Raw genomic sequence first — 18,946 nt, forward strand, 5'->3', positions numbered from 1 at the left:
CCTCGGTTCAGCGGAGCCGCTCGTCAGGGGCGGTGTGCCAGGGGAGCGCCGCGGTGCTCCCGTCGTACGCCGCCGGCAGGAGCCCGCGGAGCCGCGCGGCGGCGTCGTCGGGCCAGTGCGCCGGCACGTAGGGCATCCGCTCGTCGAGCCCCGTCCGGAGCGTGAAGCGGGCGCGGACGCACTCGGGGAGGTCGCGGCAGGCCGGGATGTACCAGAGGCTCAGCGCGGTGCGATCCTCATCGCTGTCGTTCGCGTGCGTGGCGTGGAGGAGGCGCACGTCGATGACGACCAGATCGCCGGCGTCGACCGGGAGCGAGACCTCGTCGGGATAGCTGTGGAAGGCGGGAGAGCTCGGATCCCGCATGCGCTCCAGATCCGGGATGCTGGCGTCGCGCAGGGACTCGTGGAGGGGGTGGCGCCGCCTGTGGCTGCCCGGGATGACGCGGAGACAGCCGTTGTGGCGCGTCGTGTCGACGAGGTAGTAAATGAAGATCAGCTCGTGCGGCTCCGGCTCGTACGCGAGCGGGTGATTCCAGGTGGTGCAGTCCTGGTGCCAGAAGGTCCGCGGCGTCCTCGGCAGCTTGTTGAAGACGATGCCGTGCTCGTAATACGGCTCGTCGAACCCGAGGCGGCGGAGCGCGGCGAGCGCCCGCGGGTGCCCGATGAGGTCGACGAACCCCGGCTCTTGCAGGAGATCGAACAGGCTGCCGATGGCGACGTGCTTCTCCTGGTACTCCCTCGCCTGCTGGGGCGCGAGGATCCGCCGCGCGAGCGCGCGGTAGCGGAGGACCTCGTCGCGGTCGAGCACGCCGGGGAACACGGTGTATCCGTCCGAGAGGAGGCGCGCCCGCTCCGTTCTCGCTGGCGCTGTATCCGGGGGAGGGCTCGCGATCGGCTCATCCATCACATCCATAAGGGCTCCCTTCTCAAGCAACGTGTCCCCTCCAGGCTCGGCCCCGCGATCGACCGGCGGCACGGAGCGCGGAGCCGGGGGGCAGAGAGGCATGGCGGGTGATCGGGCGCGAGCTCGCCGGGCGCTCCGTGTGCCCGTGAGGCCGGGCCCGGGCCGCCGCGCGACGCCGGAGATCGCTGCGCCCCAAGCGGGACCGACCTGCCGGCCGACCCGTCACCGCCGGCAGGTCCCTTATGTGTCGCGAGCAACCAAAAGTCAATTGCAAATGGATTGCGAATACTTGGACGGCGCTCGCCGGGGGCGCGGGCGAGCGAGATGAGGTTGAAACCGAGTTGCAGCGGGCGGCGCGGCGGTGCGTCCGATCTACGATTTTCCGGCCGCGATGCGCCTCGGATCAGGGGGCGCGCGACGGGGCGAGGTGCGGCGCCTGGCGCCGGAGGATGCCCTCGGCCGTGTACAGGCGGGAGAACAGGTTGCGCGTGGCGGGGTCCGGGTCCTCCCAGAGCCGCCTCAGGGCTCGCTGATCGATGAGGCCGGTGCCGCTCAGCACGCAGCCCGGCTCGAAGAGGATGGCTGCCCTCTCCAGGAACGGCCTCGAGAACCACATCTCCGCGGGGATGGGGAAGCCTTGTTTCTTTCGCGACGCGATGACCGGAGGAACGAGATCCGCGAGGGCCTGCTTGTAGATTCCCTTCTCGTGGCCGTCGAGCTGCTTCAGCTTGCTCTGGAAGGAGAAGGCGCTGCGGACGAGCCCGGTGCTCGCGAGGGGCGAGCGGGCCTCGACGCTGTGGCGCATGCTGATGAGATCCATCTGCCGGAACTCGTAGACGACGAGCCGGCCGTGGAAGTGAAGGAGCTGCACGGCCTGCAGCCCGTCGAGCGGCCAGTCGCGGTAGAGCGAGAGGATCTCGCGGTATTTGGCGGTCGTCAGCCGCGCGGCGTCGTGGTGGGGCATGAGCTGCCCGAGGTCGGCCGCCCCGCACCAGCGGAAGGCCGCGTCGTAGCGCTCGGCGAGATCGGAGAGGGGCACGTCCGCCATCGCCCGGCCGTAGGAGTAACCGTCGAAGATCTCGTCAGGCCCGCTCCCGGAGAAGATGACGCGCGCCTCGCGCCCGGCCTCCTCGAAGAGCCGGATGAGGCACGGCGCCTCCTGGGAGCCCAGCGGCTCGCCGGCGATGGCGATCCACCGGTCGAGGTAAGCGCAGTAATCGGTGTCCGACAGCGTGATCTCGGTGTGCTTCGCGGAGAGCTCCCGGGCCAGCGCTCTCGAGTAGGCGAACTCGTCGAAGACGCTGGCGCTCCGCGGGAGGAGCTGACCCGTCGGCCGGAAGCCGATCGAGAAGGTCCTCATCTCGAGGCCCGCCCGGCGCGCCGCCGCGAGCACGGCCGTGGAGTCGATCCCGCCGCTCAGCAAAAGCCCGTAGGGGACCTCGAGATCGAACGTCCTGCGGCAGCCGTCGACCACGGCCTCCTCGATCTCCTGCCGGATCGCGGGGACGTCCGTCCTCGAGAGGTCGCCGCGCGGGATCCTGTAGAAGCGCCCCGTCTCCTGCCGCTCCGGCGTCCTGGCGAGCCAGGTGCCGGACTCGAGCTTGCGGATCTGCCGGATGTGCGTCCCGCTGCCGAGGATGAAGCGGTGGGCGGTGAACTCCGCGAGGCCGTCGAGATCCCAGTCCTTCCTCCGGTAAGGATCCTTGATGAGCGGATCGATCTCCGAGGCGAAGACCAGGGCGTCGTCGTCTTCCCACAGATAGACGGTCTTCTGCCCGGTGGGGTCGCAGGCGATGAGGCCCGTCTGCGTCGCGCGGTCGAAGAGGGCGAAGGCGAACATGCCCTCGAGCTGCTCCAGGCAGGCGAGCCCCCAGGCCTCGTACGCCGCGAGGATGACCTCGGTGTCCGAGGCGGTCCTGAACGGGAAGCCCGACAGCCGCCCTCGCAGGTCGCAGTGGTTGTAGATCTCGCCGTTATAGACGATGGCGAGGCGCCCATCGATCGAGGTGAGCGGCATGTCCGCGCCCGGGTTTCCGGCGTCGGTGATGCGCAGCCGGTTGCTGCCGAGGAGCGCCCAGCTCGCGCACTGCAGGGCGCCCCGCGCGTCCGGCCCGCGGTGGTGCATCGCCTCGAGGAGCGAGGCCATCTCGTCGTGCTGCGCGGCCGCGATGGGACGCTTCTTGTTGAAGATGCCGGCGATGGAACACATCGAGCACTCTCCTTGGGGTGAGGGACGGCGGCCCGCCGGGGGGGGGGCGGGCGTCAGGCGGCGACGGGCTCTCGAGCGCGCGCCGGGAACGCCTGCGGCACGAGCCTCGGGAGCGCCAGCTGGAGATAGAGAGAGCGGGTCAGGCTGAACAGGAGGAAGGCCATCCAGAGCCCGTGGTTGCCCCAGCGGGTCGAGAAGGCGAGCCACGCGGCGAAGAAGACCACGGTGGCGGCGAGCAGCGAGTTGCGGACGGGGCCAGCGCGGGTCGCGCCCGTGAAGACGCACTCGAGGATCATGCTCCAGAAGATCGCGAGCGGGAACAGGACCATCCAGACGTAGTAGCGGCCCGTCGTCTGCACGATGGACTCCACCGGGGTGAACAGCCCGAGGATCGCCGGCTGCGCGGCGATGCACCCGAGGCTGATGGCCAGCGCGGACATCGCGGCCGTCCAGAACGAGAGCCGCAGCGTGTCGTGGAAGCGCCGCCGGGACTGCGCCCCGATCGCCTGGCCGGCGAGCATGCCCGCGGTGTTGCCGAGCCCGCCCAGCGCGCTGGAGATGACGATCTGCATGTGCATGAGGATCGCGTTGACGGCGAGGACCTCGGGGCCGAGGAGCGCGCTCTGGCGGGTGATCCAGCCGAAGACGCCGAGCAGGCAGGTGGTGCGCACCAGCACGTCGCCGTTCACCCGCCACATCCGGGTGATGGCGTGGAGATCGGCGAAGTCCCGCCATCGGAGATGGACGCCGCGCAGGTGGCCTCTCTGCCAGATCACGAGGAAGCCGACGAGGACCTTGCTCACCTCGGCCAGCACGGTGGCCCAGGCGACGCCGCTCACCCCGAGGCCGAGCACCTTGACGAAGGTGACGGTCAGGAGGAGGTTGAGGAGGTCCATCCCGACAGCGAGGAGCATGGCCCACCGCACCTCGGCCATGCCGATGAGCCAGCCGGCGACCACGTAGCCCATCAGCACCGCAGGCGCCCCCCAGATGCGCGCCTCGTAGTAGGTCGCCGCGTGGGACTCGACCGCTCCGTGGGCCCCCATCAGATCGAGCCCGGCGGCCTCCAGCGGGGACTTCAGCAGCAGAAAGACGCAGCCGACCAGCCCGGCGAAGACCAGCGGGCGAAACAGCTGCAAGGCCGCCTCGCGGCGGTCCTCGGCACCGCGCGCCTGGGCGGCGAAGCCGCTCGTGCTGGTCCGGAAGAAGCCGAGGAGCCAGTAGAGCGTGTTGAAGATCTGGCTGCCCACGGCGACTCCCCCCATCGTCGCCGCGTCGCCGAAATGCCCCATGACGGCGGTGTCGGTGGCGTTCATGATCGGCCCCGACAGCCCCGCGAGGGTCAGCGGAAGCGCGAGCCTCCAGTACGACCCGAAGCTCAAGGGCGGCTGGCCGGGCTCGGTTCGGTGCTGGGCCATCGGTCGAATCCTCGTCAGCGCTCGTCCAGCGTGAAGGAGAGGAGGTGGGTCAGGATCCTGTCGTAGGGAGAAGGCCAGGTCTTCCGTCTCAAGATCTCGAGCTTGAAGCCCCGCCGCAGGGCGTGCGCCACGATGCCCCGGAGGTCGCTCGCGTTGGACAGCACGGTGACGACCCTGCCGCCCGGCGCGAGCAGCTCCCGCGAGGCGATCTCGTCGAAGAAGCGGACCATGATGGCCGAGCCCGAGAAGTTCACGCGGGTGAGGTCGGGATCGTCCGAGCGGAGCGGGTTGGCGGGCGGGTTGAAGACGATCACGTCGGCGCGCTCGCCGCGCGGCAGCGCGGAGAAGAGATCCGAGACGAGGAAGCGATGCCGATCGGGGTCGCGCGGCCCCGTGTGCCGCTCGAAGCTCGCGAGGCTCGACGCGACGCTCGCTTCGTGGATATCCATCGCATGGATCTCCCGGGCGCCGCGCTGTCGCGCGAGCACGGGCTCGACGCCAGCCCCGCACCCCATCACGATGACCGAGGCGCCCCGCGTCTCGACGAGCCCGTCGTGGAGGGCGTCGAAGATCACCTCGCTCGTCCCGCCCGGCACGAGGACGCCGGGCGGGACCGCGAACTCGTGCCCGCGGTAGGCGTAGTCGCCCCCCGCGACCTTGGTGCCCCGGTTGACCCGCTCGATCTCCTCGGCGGGGAGCGTGGGCGGCAGCGAGAGATAGAGGGCCCTCTGCGGCTCGCCGAGCGCGGCGAGCTCGCCAGGGGTGAAGAGCAGACCGTCGATGTCGTCGATTCGCGGCGTTCGATCACCCATGGCTCACGTCTCCCGCGCATCGCTGTTGCGCGTCAGCAGCCCGTAGCGGCGACTCGGGGGCTCCTCGCCGGCGGCCGGCTGGACCGATCTCCGCCTCGCGGCGGCCGCCTCTTCCCGCGCCGGGGTCGCGTCGATGCGGCGGACGGCCCGCGGGAGCAGGACGCCGAGCAGCGCGAGCATGCCGAGGAGCCCCGCGAGCGCGGCGAGGTGCACCGGCTGCCCGGCGCCCGGGAAGCGGTGGCGCGGGACGGCGTCGATGTCGAACGCCGCGAGGCCCTTGTAGTTGAAAATGAGCGGATAAAAGTAGTGCTTCAGCTGCTCGTGGTAGGCGGCGATGCTGTCCCGGAAGGCGAGCTCCGTGGCCATGTCCGTGCCCGCCATCCGGTCGAGCAGGAGCTGAAGCGCGAGGGGCGGCAAGGCGAGCGCGGCCCGCTCGGTCCAGCGCTCCCGGCGCGCGAGGGCCCCGTGGTACGCCTCGACCTCCCGGGCGACGTGCGCGTCGCCCATCTCGTGCATGGCGTAATACCAGGGCCAGGAGAACCGGTCCTCGGGCACCGGGGTCCCGGCCCACTCGGGGCGCCGCGCGAAGAACGGATCGAGCGTGGCGCGCTTCGGCCGGTCCCAGCCGGCGTTCATCTCCTGGCGCTGCGCGAGCGTGAGCTCGACGCCGCCGCGGGCGGGAGAGGCCGTGAGGATCGCGAGGTTGACGAGCGCGGGCAGGAGGACGCAGAAGGCCATCCAGGCGCCCACGAGCGCGATGGCGTTCCACGCGGACGAGCGGCGCAGCGAGGCCACGAGGAACACGAGGACGAACCAGAGCGCGATGTACGCGAGCGAGGCGAGCGCGAAGGCGCCGGCGCGCGCGTCGAGCGGGAGGCCGAGCCAGGCGGCGGCGAAGGCGAACAGGGCGAGCGCGACGGCGGAGACCAGCGCGGCGCGCAGCCCGAGCCGGACGGCGAGCAGGCGCGACAGGCGCGTCGGCTGGGAGCAGACGAGCGCCTCGGTGCCGAGGTCGTCGTCGCGCGAGCGGACATCGTAGCTCACGCCGATGATGAACAGCGGGACGAGGAAGATGAGGACGAACCCGTAGTCGAAGCTGCCGGCGAGCTGCTTGAGCGGGTTGGCGATGTCCGTCTGGTAGAGCTGGGGCACGAGGCCGATGAAGCGCAGGTGCCGGCTGTAGGGGTGCACGTCGCGCAGCCCGGTCGACAGCGCCGTCCATTCGTTCGGCGGGTGCGCGATCGGCATCGCGAGGTAATAGAGGACGAGGCCGAGGTCGTCGTTCGGCGCGTGGGTCGTGCGGAGATAGCGCTCCTCGTCCCGGAGCGCGGGCTCGAGCGCCGCGATGACCTCGCGCTCGGCGGCCACGCGGGCCGCGCCGTCCACGATGGCGGCGGCGCCGGCCGCGAGCAGGAGGGCGGCGGTGACGAGGAGCACCCGCGCGCGGAGGAGCTGGCGGAGCTCGAGGCGGGCCCATGCGAGGAAGGGGCTCATGTCGCCTCTCCGTTGCGGCGGGTGAAGAGCGCGACGCCGAGCGAGAGCGCCGCCGCCCAGGCGAGCACGGCGAGGCCCGCGGGCGCGACGCGCGACAGCGCCCAGACGGCGGCAGGCCGCCTGTGCTCGAACGCGGAGAACTCGCCCCACTCGGCCCGATCGACCCGCTGCGCCTTGTCGTTGTGCCAGCGGATCTTGGTGGTGTGCAGGTGGTTCAGGTGCTGGATGAAGGCGTAGCGGTGCGCCTCGGCCTGCTGCTCGAAGTCGACGAGGTGGTGGGCGTCGGTGCCCGCGAGCCCCATCGAGAACGACCGGATCGCGAGCAGCGGCGTGAACAGGCCCGCCCGGAGCGCGAGCCCGTCCTGGGCGCGGTGCGCGTCGAACAGGCGCGTATAATAGTGATTGAACAGCTCGGTGGTGATCCGCTCCCCCTCGCGCATCACGATGCCTCCGTAGTTCACCGGGAGGTCCTCGACCCGCGCGGCGCCGTGCTCGGCGAGGGTGCGGCGCTGCAGCTCCTGGAAATGGGGGTTATTGGGATCGTGGCTGTCGCCGACGTCGCGGATGGCGCGCGCGAGGTCGAGCTCGACCTGGGCCCGCGAGGGCGTCGGGTGGAGGCGGCTCGCGGCCTGGGTGGCGAGCCGCGGCACGACGATCCAGAGCGCGACCCAGAGGCCGAGCAGCGTGAGGAGGGCGGCCTGCGCGCGGCGGTGGAAGGACGAGACGAGCACGCCGAGCGCCGCGCAGGCGACCAGATAGACGGCGTAGCCGCCCGCGAGGAGGGCGGCGCGCAGGAGCGTGTCCCCGGAGGCGTCGAGGACGCCTGTGAGCAGTGCGCCCGCGAACGCGAGCGCGAGGAGCGGCGCGAGCCACAGCGCGACGGCGAGCAGCGCCCCGAGGGCCTTGCCCGCGATGAGGACGCGCGCGGTGACGCCCTGCGAGATCGCGAGGGCCCAGGTGCCTGCCTCGCGCTCGCCGGCGACGCTGGCGAAGGTCATGCAGAAGAGGAGCAGCGGGAGCAGCGCCTGGAGGACGAAGGCGGCGCTCGGGGTCCCGAAGCGCGCGAGCTCGCTCGACTGCGCGGCCTCGCTGAAGCTCAGGGCGTTGCGCTGGTGCGGCTCGAGGAAGATGGATGTGCCGGCGAAGGACTCGAGCCCGGGATCGAAGAAGCCGAGCGGGCTCGGGGGGCGGAAGGCGAATGACCCGTAATGGGCGGCGCGGTGCGGGTGGCGGTCGGGCTGCTCGACCCACTGGCGGTGGACGAGCTCCTGGAGGGCGGCGCGCTGGCGAGCCTCGGCGGTGTGGCGCGCGGCCTCGAGCAGGAACGCCGCGACGAGGAGCGCCGCGACGAGCGCGGCGGCGACGCGGAAGGTGCGGTTGCGGAAAGCGCGGATCGCCTCGTGCCGCGCCGCTGTGAAGAGGGCTCTCATGCGCTGACTCCCTGAGGTCTCGTCGGACCGCGGCAGCGTCAGAAGGTCAAGGTGCCAGTCACGTACGCCGAGCGACCGTTGCCCGGGTTGTGCTGGGCCCCTACGGCGCCGAAGTCCTTGTACCAGATGGACGTGTCGTACGACCGGTCGAGCAGGTTGTTCACCTCGGCGCCGACCGAGAGGGCCTCGGTGACGTCGTAGGCCGCGCTCGCGTTGATGACGACGTAGTCGCCGACCTTCCGCGCGCCGTGCTCCTCGGTGAAGTTCTCCTTGTTCAGATAGTAATCGCCCTGCGCGTAGCAGAAGAGCGAGACGAGCAGATCCTGCACGGGGTGGAGGTCGATTCCCCCCTTGGCGCTGAAGCTCGGGACGTGGTTGAGCTCTTTGCCCTCGTTCGCGGCGAGCGCGGGCCCGGGCTCGACCTGCTCGGAGAGGGTGCGGCTGAACGCGCCCCACACCGAGAGGAAATCGAACGGCCGCAGCGTGAGCTCGACGTCGAAGCCGCGCCGCAGCGTCTCGCCGACGTTCTCGACGTCGCCGGAGCCGTCGCCCTTGTCCCGCACCTCGCCGCTCGCGCGCTGCTCCCAGTACGCGAGGTGGCTCGTGACCCACGGGAAGACGCTCGATCGATAGCCGACCTCCCAGCCGTCGTTGATCGACGGGGCGAGCGGCGTGCCCTGAACGGCATAGGCGCCTTTGCCCGTGCCGATCTGGAACGTGCGCCCGTAATTCGCGTAGAGGCTCTGCCCCTTGACGGGCGTGACCATGACGCTCGCCTTCGGCTGCCAGATGAAGCCGTAGTCGTTGAGGTCGACATCGATTATGCGTGCGTCCTCGCCCTCGGGCTGCTCGAGGAAGCTGCCGGCGCCGGCCAGGCGATCGGCCCGCAGCGCGGCGACGAGCCTGATCGGCTTGATCGGGGTCGCGCTCGCCTGCACGTAGGAGCCGACGGCGTGGAGGGCGAAGTCCTCGTCGCGGAACGCGGGGCCTTGCCGCTTTCGCTCGACCGTGGGGATGCGCTGGTATCGGCTGTCCTGGAGCTGGTAGTCGACCCCCCACTCGACGGTGAGGCCGAGCGCCCGGGGGTCGCGCGCGCGGTACGTGAGCACCGAGATCGCGCCGTACTGCCGGTCGTCCTCGACCCGGAGCTGCTGGTCGAGGTCGGGATCGAACTTCACCCACCGGTCCCGCAGGAACGCCTGCCCATAGCCCTTCAGCTGCCACGACAGGCCCGCGGCGAGCTCGTGATCCAGGTGGACGCTCGCGTGGAGGGTCGTCTGCCGGCCGCCGTCGGTCGCGGAGTGGGCGGGCGACGTCGTGGGGCGCAAACGCGCGTCGTCGCCGGACAGGTAGCCGGGGGCGTCGGCGTCGAGGAGCATGCCGCGCAGGATGAGCCCGACCCGGAGCTCCCTGGACGGCTCGTAAAACCACTTGGCCGAGCCGGCGACCCGGTCGGTCCTCGCGTGATCGCGGTAGCTGTCCGAGCCGCGGTAGCCGGCGAAGTAGGTCTGGCTCAGCGCGTCGCGCTCGGTCGCGACGAGCACCTGGGGCTCGACGGTCCAGAAGCTCCCGGCGAGGAGCCGGGCGATGCGCTCGTTCCCCGTCTTGCGGGTGACGACGTTGATGTTGCCAGCGACGTTGTTCAGCCCGTAGCGCGGGTCGTTCGTGCCCTTGACGACCTCCATCCGCTCGATCTCGAGCGGGAAGACGGCCTTCATGTCGGGGAGGCCGACGTGGTGGTTGCTGGGGATGCCGTCGATGAGGAGCTTCGTGTGGGCGACGTCGCCCTGCGTGTTGAAGCCGCGGAGCCCGATGTCGGCGTTGATGATGCCCTGGTTGAAGGACTCGATATAAACCGCCGGCACGCGCCGGAGCAGCTCGAGCGGCTCGGCCGCGCTCTGCTCCTGGATCTGCTCGCCGCCGAGGATGTCGACCGAGGCCACGACGTCGGCGCTGTCGAGCGGGCCGATCCGCTGGCCGACGACGACGACCTCCTCGCCGAGGGCGGGGGGCGCCTCGGGGGCCGCGGTGTCGAGGGCGCCTTCCGGCGGCGCCGCGCCTTCGGGGGGCGCCGCCGCGGCGGCGGGGGTCGCGAGCAGCGCGGCGAGCGCGGCGGCGAGGCCGGAGGTGCGCGCGCGCGGGGTCATGACAGGGCCTCGGGCGCGCGAGCGGCGGCGCCGCCGCTGCGCGGGGCGAGCGGGGGAGCCGCGTCGCCGGGAGGGTCGAAGTGCCGGCGGTACAGCGCGAGGACATCGGCCTCGGACATGCCGGCGGCGCCCGTGACCTCGACGAGCCGGCCGGCCTTCATGACGCCGATCCGATGCGCGATGCTCGCGACGGCGCCGAGGTCGTGGGTCACCATCAGCACGGCGGCGCCGCGGTCGCCCTCGCGCCGGATCGCGGCGCAGAGCTCGCGGACGGCGCCGGGATCCAGCCCGGAGGTCGGCTCGTCGAGGAGCAGGGCGCCGGCGCCCTTCGCCTGCGAGAGCGCGAGGACGACCTTCTGCCGCATGCCCTTCGAGTAGCCGCTCGCCGGGCGGTGCACGGCGCCCTCGGGCAGCCCGGCCGCGGTGAGCAGCCGCGAGAGCTCCGCGGAAGAGGGCACGCGCGCCCGCGACAGGCCGAGGAAATACGCGAGGTTCTCGCAGCCGGTGAGGTGCGGATAGAGCCGCACCTGCTCCGGGACGTAGGCGATCTGCCGCCGCGCCGCGATGGGGTCGGGCTCCACGTGGGTGGAGCCCACGTAGGCGGCGCCGGAGGACGGCCTGATGAAGCCGAGGAAGAGGCTCAGCGTGGTGGTCTTGCCCGCCCCGTTGGGGCCGAGGAGGCAAAACACCTCTCCGGCCGGGACCTCGAGATCGAGCGCGTCGAGCGCGGGGACGCCCCCGTAGGACTTCGAAAGCTTGTTCGCCGTAAGCATGGCAGGTCCGCCGGGGCGACCGCCGCCGGCGGCGCACGCTATGCGATCGGTCTAACTGAAAGTCAATTGCAAATGTGATGCATCTACATCCTGGTGGCGCATCGGCCGCGAGGCGTGCGCTCGGGAGGGCGCGGGCGCGCGAGGGGCGCAGCCGCTGCGCCCGGGTCGAGGAGGGGGTCAGCGCGAGCGTCGGGGCGCTCGCCGCGCGGGGAGGGGCGGCGGCGGTCCGCCGGGCCGGTGCATCCGTCCAGGTCCGCGCGTCTGGACCTCGAGGGCGCGGTATGGGACAGTGCGCCGGGCAAGATGGCGAAAGAGGAGCGGACGAAGAAGGTCTCCCCGCGCTCGAAGCCGGCGCCGCCAGCGACCGGCATCAGCGCCATCGCGGTCGAGGGGTACAAATCGCTGAGGCGGCGGACGGAGATCGAGATACGGCCGTTGACGCTCCTCGCCGGCGCCAACAGCTCTGGCAAGTCGAGCGTGATGCAGGCGCCGCTCCTGCTCAAGCAGACCCTCGAGACGCCCTACGATCCGGGCGCGCTCCTGCTCGACGGGCCGCATGTCCGGTTCACGGCCGCGGAGCAGCTGCTCTCGCGGAGCGGGAAGAGGCGCCTCGGCGACAGCTTCGCGGTCACCGTCGCGGTGAGCGGGGGAGCCGAGGTGACGTTGCATTTCAAACGGCAGGCGGGAATGGGGTTCGACCTCGTGGAGATGTCCTCGGCGCGGCCGGGCGAGCCGCCCGTCACGGTGCGGGCCGGAGCGTCTCGCAGCGAGATCCTCCGTTCCCTCCCTGGAGGCGGCAGCGAGAAGGCGACTGACGCGATGTTTCAAAGCATCGCTGTCGTTCGCGATCGTTGCTTTCTCCACGTCCGAGGCGAGGCAGAGCGCTGGGGGAACATGGTGGCAACGTTTGTGAGTCCACCGCCGTCGATAGCCACGGAGCTCCTGGGCGTCATTCACGTACCTGCGCTTCGCGGCAATCCGACGCGCACCTACAAGACATCGGCCGTGGGCGGCGCCTTTCCCGGCACATTCGAGCCCTACGTAGCCAGCATCGTTCATCACTGGCAGGCCACCAAAGATATCCGTCAAAAGCAGCTCGGAGCGACGCTCGAGAAGCTCGGGCTGACGTGGAAGGTCGAGACCGCGCGCGTCGACGACACGCAGGTCGAGCTGCGCGTCGGGCGGCTCCGTCGCGGCGGGCGCGGCGGAGCGCGGGACCTGGTCAGCATCGCCGACGTGGGCTTCGGGCTGTCGCAGTGTCTCCCCGTGATCGTGGCGCTCCTGGCCGCGCGCCCCGGCCAGCTCGTCTACCTCGAGGAGCCGGAGATCCACCTGCACCCGCGGGCGCAGGTCGCGCTCGCGCAGATCCTGGCGGAGGCCGCGAACCGCGGCGTGCGCGTCGTCGCGGAGACGCACAGCTCTCTCTTGCTGCTCGGCGTGCAGTCGCTCGTCGCCGAAGGGGCGCTCTCTCCCGATCGTGTGGCGCTCCACTGGTTCTCCCAGACCGAGGATGGCGACACCGAGGTCCGGAGCGCCGGCCTCGACGATGCCGGCGCGTTCGGCGACTGGCCCGAAGACTTCGACGAGGTTGCGCTCGCCGCCCAAAGTCGGTACCTGGACGCCGCCGAAGCGCGGATGGCCAGGCGCTGATGCGCGCGAAGACGTCCCGGCGCCTCGTCATCGATGCCTCGGTGGCCCGCGCGGCGGGCGGCGAGGGCGCGACCTACCCGCTGTCCAAGCATTGCCGCGATGCCCTGAGGACGGTGCTCGACGTTTGTCACCGGGCGGTGATGCCCCCAGCGATCCGCGAGGAGTGGAACAAGCACCAGTCGGTGTTCGCGAGCCAGTGGCGGGTCGCCATGGTCGCTCGCAAGAAGCTGATCCTGGAGGACACTCCGCCGGATCCCTCGTTGCGCGGGGAGATCGAGGCCGCCTCGTCGAGCGAGCCGGGGCGTGAGGCGATGCTGAAGGACGTCCACCTGGTCGAGGCGGCGCAGGCCTCCGATCGGACGATCCTCTCCCTGGACGACGCGGCCCGAGGCCTGTTCGCCGGCGCCTCGGGGCGGGTCCGTGCGCTCCGGACGATCGTGTGGGTCAACCCGGGGAGCGAGGGCGACCGCGCCCGGGCCTGGCTGGACGGCGGCGCTCCGCCCGAGGTCGCCTACCGGCTCCGCCCCGGCGCCCCGCGCGCGTGATACGGTGCCCGCCGCCGGCGCCCGGGGGGAGCGACGCCTCGCTCGCCTCCGCGCGCGGCAGACAGGGGGACACGTGCGGTTGAAGGACAAGATCGCGCTCATCACCGGGGCGAGCAGGGGAATCGGGAGGGCCAGCGCGCTCGCGCTGGGCCGCGAGGGGGCCGTCGTGGTCGGCGTGGCGCGCACCGCGGCGGACCTGTCGGCGCTCGAGCGGGAGCTCGGCGCCGCGGGCGGGCGCGGGCTCATGATCGAGGCCGACGTCACCCGCGCCGCCTCCGTGGCCGCGTGCGTGGAGCGGGCGATCCGCGAGCTCGGGCGGATCGACATCCTCGTCAACAACGCGGGCATCGGCGGCTACCGGCCGTTCCTCGAGTGGTCCGAGGAGGACTATGACCGCATCATGGCGACCAACATGAAGGGGACGTGGCTGTTCTGCCGCGAGGTCATCCCCCACATGCGCCGCCAGGGCGGCGGCCACATCATCAACGTCGCCAGCGTCGCCGGCCTGCAGGGGTATCCCAACGAGGCCATCTACTGCGCGTCCAAGTTCGCGCAGGTCGGCCTGACGCAGGCGCTCGACCGCGAGTTCTGGCAGGAGAACATCAAGGTGAGCGCCGTCTGCCCGGGCGGCGTCGAGACCCACTTCGCCCTCGGCGACGGGCGCACCGCGGGCTCGGAGCGCATGCAGGGCTTCTCCACCGCGGAGGACGTCGCCGAGGCCGTGGTGCTCGCCGCGCTGCCGCGCGACCGCTCGCGCATCGTGCAGATCGTGATGCGGCCCATGAACGAGGCCACGTAGCGCCGCCCGCCAGGAGTCCGGCCACGGAGGGCCGGGCTCCTGCGCCGCCGCGCGGCGGCTCCGCGCGGGCGGCGGCCGGTGGCGCCGGAGAGGTGACGAAGCAGGGATCGTGATCGAGGCCGGCGCGATGGCGCGGCGATCGATGCATCACGCGGATGAGCGCACGGCGCTCACCAGCGCCGCCGTGTCCCAGTAGAACGGCCTCAGCTCGATCACCTTTCCGTCGCGCAGCCTCCAGTACTCGGCCACCTTCGTCTCGAACTCCCTGTCGCTGCCCTTGAGCCCGAGCTTCAAGCGCAACATCACGATCACCTGGTCCCCGTCGGCGACCATGCCGTCCACCTCGACGTGGAAGGTGCGGACGCTCTCGAAGACCCTGGTGATCAGCCTGCGAAAGCCCTCGGGACCACGGTAGGTCCCCCCGTAGGGGAGGGACTCGGCCTCCTCGATCACGAGATCGGGATCCATGAACGAGAGCACCGTCTCGAAATCACCAGCCTTGCCCGCGTCATAGATCGACTGAATCACCTGCTGGTTGGTCAGCGTCATCGTCATCTCCTGGTGAGCGCCCCGACCGCACGGGAGCGCGGTAACCCTCGCAGCCGAAGCTTACGCCATCCAGGGGGATCTGTTGAAAACCTCTCGAACCGTCCACGAGCCCCGCGCCACCTCCCGGATCAGCCGCTGAGCCGGCACACGGCCCTGGATCGCTGCTGCGCTGGAGCTCGAGTCTGGATCACCTCGCCGGCGTCATCGATCCCGGCGCAGGTCCGGGGAGCTCAGGTGGCGGCTCGACGGCGGCGACGGCTTGGTCCCGGACACGATGTATCCGACGCTGCCGCCGGCGCTCGCGTACGTCTTCTGGGCGATCGCCTCCGCGTTGCTGCGGACGGCGGCCATCGCCGCCGCCCAGCAGGCCTCGAAATCGCGCTCCTCGCCGCCGCCGGCGAGGAAATAGCGATGCGTGTCGGCGCGGCTCCAGATCCAGAAGTCGCGCCGGGCGAAGTCGGAGATCTCCTCCACGGCCGCGCGCTGCTCCGCGGACGCATAGGGCGGCAGGACCGCGCTCGCCTTGTCGTTGAGATAGACCTGGATATCGATGAGACCGTGCCTGGCGAAGAGCTCGGGGACGAGCTCGCCCATCGAGTTGTTCCCTTCGCCGAGGGCCGCCTTGCCCCGCTCGCACAGGAGCTGGAAGCGAACGAGGGTGAGGGTCTGCTCCACCGGCGCCCGCAGCGCGGCCGCGTCGAGCAGGGCGCCGGCCAGGTTGTTCGGCTCGGCCGCGGCCACGAGCCCGCCCGGCCTCGCGACGCGGACCATCTCGGCGATCATCGCGCCCGGATCCGCGGCGTGGATCAGCACCGTCTGGCACGTCACGAGATCGAACGTGTCGGCCTCGAACGGCAGCCGCTCGGCGACCGCGACCTGATAGCGAAACCGCTCCGCCTCCCCGCGCGCCGTCGCGCGCTCGGCGGCCTTCTCGACCCAGACGGAATCGCGGTCTACGCCGGTGATGCGGGCCGCCCTGGGCAGAACGCCGCCGAGCACGCGGCCCCAGTGCCCGACGCCGCACCCGACGTCGAGCACCTCGCGCACGCGGCTCAGGCCCCAGCGCCGCGCCAGGAGCTCGACGTAGTCGCGATTCCACCAGCCGTCGCGCGTGTCGCCGAAGTACTCGGCCGAATGCGAGGGGTTACCGGAGAACTCATTTCCCATGACAGCGCACCTTGGTCGGGCCTCACGAGCAGCGGAGTCCAACGTATCTCCTCCGGTGCGCTCGCGGCAACTCGTGGCCGGCGGGACCCCGCGCGTTCGGCGGCGCGCGGGAGGGCGGGCGTCTCGACGCCGTCACAGGGACTCGAGGTAGGCGACGAGGGCGCGCCGATCCTCGGCGGACAGGTGGGCGGTGTGTCCCATGGAGCCGTCGACCCCCTGGAGCAGCGCGAGCAGCGTCGGGTAGCGGCCGTCGTGGTAGTACGGCGCGGACCTGCCGACGAAGCGCAGCGAGGGGGTTTCGAAGGCGCGCACGGCGTCGAAGCGGGTCGCGCTCCGCACGTCGTGGCGCGCGCCGTCGGTGGTCAGCTCGTCGCCCAGATGGCAGCTCGAGCAGCCCGCCTCGCGGGCGTGGAACAGCGCCTCGCCGCGCGCGGCGAGGGCGGCGCGCGCGCCGGCCGCGATGGCGCCTGCCCCCGCTGCGCCGGCCGGCGGCGGCGCCACGAGCGCGGCGCGCTCCTCGGCCGTGAGATCCGCCGCGCCGCCGGGCGGCTCCATCGCGCGGAGGTAGGCGAAGATCGCGTCGCGCTCGCCCGCGGTCAGCCCGGCGCCTCCGAGCCGCGACAAGGTCCGGGCGAAGTGGCCCTCCAGGTCCTTCTTGTCCCCCAACCACCCGTACGGCGCGGTGCCGACGAGCCGCCCCATCAGCATCGGCGTCTGGCGCGGGCCCTCGGGCGTCGACCACGTGAGCGCGTCGTCGCGGCCGTCGGGGTGGCAGCTCGCGCAGGCGCGCCCGTCGAACGCGATGCGCCGCCCGCCGGCCGCGTGAAAGAGCCGCTGGCCTTCCGCGCGCTGCTCGTCGAGGCGCGACGCGCGGGGCAGGACCACGACCGGCAGCTCGCCCGAGAGCTCCTTGCTGGGGGCGCTGATCACGGCCGACGCCGGGGCGCGGACGGCGGGCAGGATCGTCAGCTCGCCGTCGAACCGGGTGAAGACCACGGCGCGCCCGCGCGCGCCGTCGACGGCGATGGCGGTGGGCCCGAAGCCCACGCGGGCGCGGTAGAGCTCGCGATCCCGCACCGACCCGGGCGCGCCCGGCTGGCCGGGGATCGCGGCGCGGGCGTCGTAGGCGATCACCTCGTCGCGGCCGAGGCAGGCGACGAGCAAGACCTCCTCGGCGGGCGCGATCGCGGCCGCGCGCGGGAGCTGGCAGCCCTGGGTCCCGAGGTGGGTCGACACCGGCGGGACGTCCGCGCGCTCGCCCGCCGCGTCGACGACCGCGATGTGATGGATCACGGTCTGGGCGCGCGCGGCCCCGTAGCCGCCGCCGCTCGCCTCGCGCCCCGGGTCCACGAGCGCGATGGGCGCGAACACCGCGCCGCTCGCCGCGCGCGCCAGCGCGAAGCCCTGCGAGCCGCGTCGCTCTGCGCGCACCGGCGCGGGCGCGTCGGACGGCAGGAGGCCCTCCAGCCCGGGGGGCGCGCTCCGAGCCGCCCCGCTCGGCATGAGACGCGGAGCCGTGGGTTTCTTCCCAACGACGGCCCGACGGCGCCATTCCACGCCGTCGGTCGAGAGCTCCCGCGCCGCGGTCGGGGCGCCGCCGTCGCCGAGCGCCACGGCGCTGATGCGCCCGCCCACCGCGTGGGCGACGAGCGCGCGCCGGCCGTCGGCCGACGCGACGACCGCGGTGGGATCCCGCGCGAGCGGGAGCTCGCCGAGGCGCCGGAGGTCGGCGGTTGCGAAGCTGGTGAGCGCGGGCTCCCACCGGCTCGCCACGAGCAGGGTCGCGCGGTCCGGCGTCATCGCGAGCCCCACCGGCTCGCGCGCCACGGGCACGAGGCAGCGGCGCGCGAGCGGGGCGGCGGCGCCGGTCGGCTCGAGCACCTCGAGCAGGCCGCGATCGCGCAGCGAGGCGACGACGCGGCCGTCGCCCAGCACGATCACCTGGGCGGGCTGGCCCGCGAGCGGGGTGCGCGCGAGGGCGGCGCGGGCGCGAGCGGCTCCAGGTCCTCCTGCTTGAGCGCCTGGCCGGTCACGTCGATAGCCAGGACATCGACGACCTCGCCCTCCGCGTCGACCACATCGACCACGATATCGTATCTGGTCCAGTTTCGGATCTTCAGAAAACCGCCTGCGTACACCGCCTCGCCTTCGGATACGCGAACGCGCAAGGTCAGGTCGGCCGGCGTTTCAGGACTGGCGCCGTCAAGGACTCGGTAGTGCGCCAGAGAGAGCTGCTGCTCCAGCCCTCTGGCTGCCGAACCGTCCATCCAGCGCTCGTCGCCGACGACTGCGACGCTCAGATCTCGAGCCGCCTGTGGAGCCGACGCGGGTGGCAGCTCGTGATGGCACCCGGCGATTGGGCAGAGAATGCAGAGCAGGACCAGCACCATCCCGTAGGTCTGGGGCCTCATCCGAGCAGCAAGCGTTCGGATATCCATCCACATCACAGTTTATATTTCCTCCCAGTTTTAACGTACTTGAACGCGTGCGCAAAATCTACCGCTTATCGGCGCGCACTGCGCAAGCGCCCGGGGCGACGAGCCTGAGCGAGAGAGGCGAGTCCTGCTTCTGACCTACACCGGGTATGCCGGCAGACGTTCTGCGACGAGACGCGACAGCTGACGACTAGGACGCGCCGCCCCGCAGGCTGGCTGTGGAGTGGAGGCGGCCCCTTCGATGCGTGGGTGACCAGTGGGGGGACGGCGCCTGCTGCTCGGCATGCGGTAAGGGTCCGCGAAGGCCACCGCCCGGCCGCCGTGAGTCTTGCTACCGGCGCATGCCCGTTGAGCCCTCCGGTCCCGGCGGAAGGCCGAGACGCCGACCGATCGCGAAGTGGACGACACGGGCCGCGTCCTCATCGCCGAGGGCGACGGCACGGCTCAGGGTGCCGGCGAACGAGGCGACCACGGCGGGCCGAGCCGACGGGTCGGCTGGTGCGAGCTCTCCAAGCTCAAGCGTCGCCGGTTGGGCCCGGGTTGGCTCGATGCGCCCCTCGGAACGGCGCCCTTCAAGCGCTCCATGGGCGCGCATGGGCTCGCGCGCGGTGGAG

Annotated in this window: 15 protein-coding genes; 3 read left to right on the forward strand and 12 right to left on the reverse strand. The window is 71.9% G+C overall.

The window, feature by feature from the left end; all coding sequences use genetic code 11:
* Positions 1–7: 7 nt before the first annotated feature.
* The 8 genes from WME83_RS50005 to WME83_RS50040 form a co-directional block, all read right to left on the reverse strand.
* The gene (locus tag WME83_RS50005) at positions 8–913 is read right to left on the reverse strand and encodes a phytanoyl-CoA dioxygenase family protein (protein ID WP_437316781.1); all 906 of its coding nucleotides are present in this window, start codon (positions 911–913) and stop codon (positions 8–10) included.
* 394 nt (positions 914–1,307) lie between these two features.
* Entirely contained in the window at positions 1,308–3,113 is a 1,806-nt protein-coding gene (asnB, locus tag WME83_RS50010; protein WP_437316782.1) for an asparagine synthase (glutamine-hydrolyzing), read from the reverse strand.
* Positions 3,114–3,166: 53 nt separating this feature from the next.
* The gene (locus WME83_RS50015; RefSeq protein WP_437316783.1) at positions 3,167–4,531 is read right to left on the reverse strand and encodes an MATE family efflux transporter; all 1,365 of its coding nucleotides are present in this window, start codon (positions 4,529–4,531) and stop codon (positions 3,167–3,169) included.
* Positions 4,532–4,545: 14 nt separating this feature from the next.
* The gene (locus WME83_RS50020) at positions 4,546–5,343 is read right to left on the reverse strand and encodes a methyltransferase (RefSeq protein WP_437316784.1); all 798 of its coding nucleotides are present in this window, start codon (positions 5,341–5,343) and stop codon (positions 4,546–4,548) included.
* Positions 5,344–5,346: 3 nt separating this feature from the next.
* Positions 5,347–6,837 (reverse strand): DUF3526 domain-containing protein, encoded by a 1,491-nt coding sequence (locus WME83_RS50025; protein ID WP_437316785.1) that lies wholly within the window; start codon positions 6,835–6,837, stop codon positions 5,347–5,349.
* Positions 6,834–8,267, reverse strand: coding sequence for a DUF3526 domain-containing protein (locus WME83_RS50030; RefSeq protein WP_437316786.1), 1,434 nt, complete (start codon positions 8,265–8,267; stop codon positions 6,834–6,836). The genes WME83_RS50025 and WME83_RS50030 overlap by 4 nt, the downstream gene beginning before the upstream one ends.
* A gap of 38 nt (positions 8,268–8,305) precedes the next feature.
* Positions 8,306–10,414, reverse strand: a complete 2,109-nt coding sequence (locus tag WME83_RS50035; RefSeq protein ID WP_437316787.1) for a TonB-dependent receptor — start codon at positions 10,412–10,414, stop codon at positions 8,306–8,308.
* Entirely contained in the window at positions 10,411–11,187 is a 777-nt protein-coding gene (locus WME83_RS50040) for an ABC transporter ATP-binding protein (protein WP_437316788.1), read from the reverse strand. Before WME83_RS50040 ends, WME83_RS50035 begins: the two co-directional genes overlap by 4 nt.
* Positions 11,188–11,490: 303 nt before the next feature.
* Here WME83_RS50040 and WME83_RS50045 point away from each other — a divergent pair, with 303 nt between their 5' ends.
* The 3 genes from WME83_RS50045 to WME83_RS50055 all read left to right on the forward strand — a co-directional run bounded on the left by WME83_RS50045 (position 11,491) and on the right by WME83_RS50055 (position 14,181).
* Complete coding sequence (locus tag WME83_RS50045; RefSeq protein WP_437316789.1) at positions 11,491–12,837, forward strand: AAA family ATPase; 1,347 nt, start codon at positions 11,491–11,493, stop codon at positions 12,835–12,837.
* Entirely contained in the window at positions 12,837–13,382 is a 546-nt protein-coding gene (locus WME83_RS50050; protein ID WP_437316790.1) for a hypothetical protein, read from the forward strand. The genes WME83_RS50045 and WME83_RS50050 overlap by 1 nt, the downstream gene beginning before the upstream one ends.
* 73 nt (positions 13,383–13,455) lie before the next feature.
* A complete protein-coding gene (locus WME83_RS50055; RefSeq protein WP_020741903.1) occupies positions 13,456–14,181 on the forward strand; it encodes an SDR family oxidoreductase in 726 nt (241 codons plus the stop codon).
* 147 nt (positions 14,182–14,328) lie between these two features.
* Here the strand turns inward: WME83_RS50055 and WME83_RS50060 are convergent, their stop codons facing one another.
* The 4 genes from WME83_RS50060 to WME83_RS50075 form a co-directional block, all read right to left on the reverse strand.
* Positions 14,329–14,730, reverse strand: coding sequence for a nuclear transport factor 2 family protein (locus tag WME83_RS50060; protein ID WP_437316791.1), 402 nt, complete (start codon positions 14,728–14,730; stop codon positions 14,329–14,331).
* A gap of 201 nt (positions 14,731–14,931) precedes the next feature.
* Positions 14,932–15,897, reverse strand: coding sequence for a class I SAM-dependent methyltransferase (locus WME83_RS50065; protein ID WP_437316792.1), 966 nt, complete (start codon positions 15,895–15,897; stop codon positions 14,932–14,934).
* Positions 15,898–16,029: 132 nt separating this feature from the next.
* Positions 16,030–17,838: a cytochrome C peroxidase gene (locus WME83_RS50070; RefSeq protein WP_437316793.1), complete on the reverse strand. Its 1,809-nt coding sequence runs from the start codon at positions 17,836–17,838 to the stop codon at positions 16,030–16,032.
* Complete coding sequence (locus WME83_RS50075; RefSeq protein ID WP_437316794.1) at positions 17,835–18,341, reverse strand: hypothetical protein; 507 nt, start codon at positions 18,339–18,341, stop codon at positions 17,835–17,837. Before WME83_RS50075 ends, WME83_RS50070 begins: the two co-directional genes overlap by 4 nt.
* Positions 18,342–18,946: the final 605 nt, after the last annotated feature.

The organism is Sorangium sp. So ce385, assembly GCF_051474135.1.
In the GTDB taxonomy this organism is placed as follows: Bacteria; Myxococcota_A; Polyangia; order Polyangiales; family Polyangiaceae; genus Sorangium; species Sorangium cellulosum_D.

Bases quoted from the DNA above. Each gene is read 5' to 3' on its own strand.
- WME83_RS50005 (WP_437316781.1), bottom strand. From the start codon at position 913: ATGGATGTGATGGATGAGCCGATCGCGAGCCCTCCCCCGGATACAGCG.
- asnB (WP_437316782.1), bottom strand. From the start codon at position 3,113: ATGTGTTCCATCGCCGGCATCTTCAACAAGAAGCGTCCCATCGCGGCC.
- WME83_RS50015 (WP_437316783.1), bottom strand. From the start codon at position 4,531: ATGGCCCAGCACCGAACCGAGCCCGGCCAGCCGCCCTTGAGCTTCGGG.
- WME83_RS50020 (WP_437316784.1), bottom strand. From the start codon at position 5,343: ATGGGTGATCGAACGCCGCGAATCGACGACATCGACGGTCTGCTCTTC.
- WME83_RS50025 (WP_437316785.1), bottom strand. From the start codon at position 6,837: ATGAGCCCCTTCCTCGCATGGGCCCGCCTCGAGCTCCGCCAGCTCCTC.
- WME83_RS50030 (WP_437316786.1), bottom strand. From the start codon at position 8,267: ATGAGAGCCCTCTTCACAGCGGCGCGGCACGAGGCGATCCGCGCTTTC.
- WME83_RS50035 (WP_437316787.1), bottom strand. From the start codon at position 10,414: ATGACCCCGCGCGCGCGCACCTCCGGCCTCGCCGCCGCGCTCGCCGCG.
- WME83_RS50040 (WP_437316788.1), bottom strand. From the start codon at position 11,187: ATGCTTACGGCGAACAAGCTTTCGAAGTCCTACGGGGGCGTCCCCGCG.
- WME83_RS50045 (WP_437316789.1), top strand. From the start codon at position 11,491: ATGGCGAAAGAGGAGCGGACGAAGAAGGTCTCCCCGCGCTCGAAGCCG.
- WME83_RS50050 (WP_437316790.1), top strand. From the start codon at position 12,837: ATGCGCGCGAAGACGTCCCGGCGCCTCGTCATCGATGCCTCGGTGGCC.
- WME83_RS50060 (WP_437316791.1), bottom strand. From the start codon at position 14,730: ATGACGCTGACCAACCAGCAGGTGATTCAGTCGATCTATGACGCGGGC.
- WME83_RS50065 (WP_437316792.1), bottom strand. From the start codon at position 15,897: ATGGGAAATGAGTTCTCCGGTAACCCCTCGCATTCGGCCGAGTACTTC.
- WME83_RS50075 (WP_437316794.1), bottom strand. From the start codon at position 18,341: ATGTGGATGGATATCCGAACGCTTGCTGCTCGGATGAGGCCCCAGACC.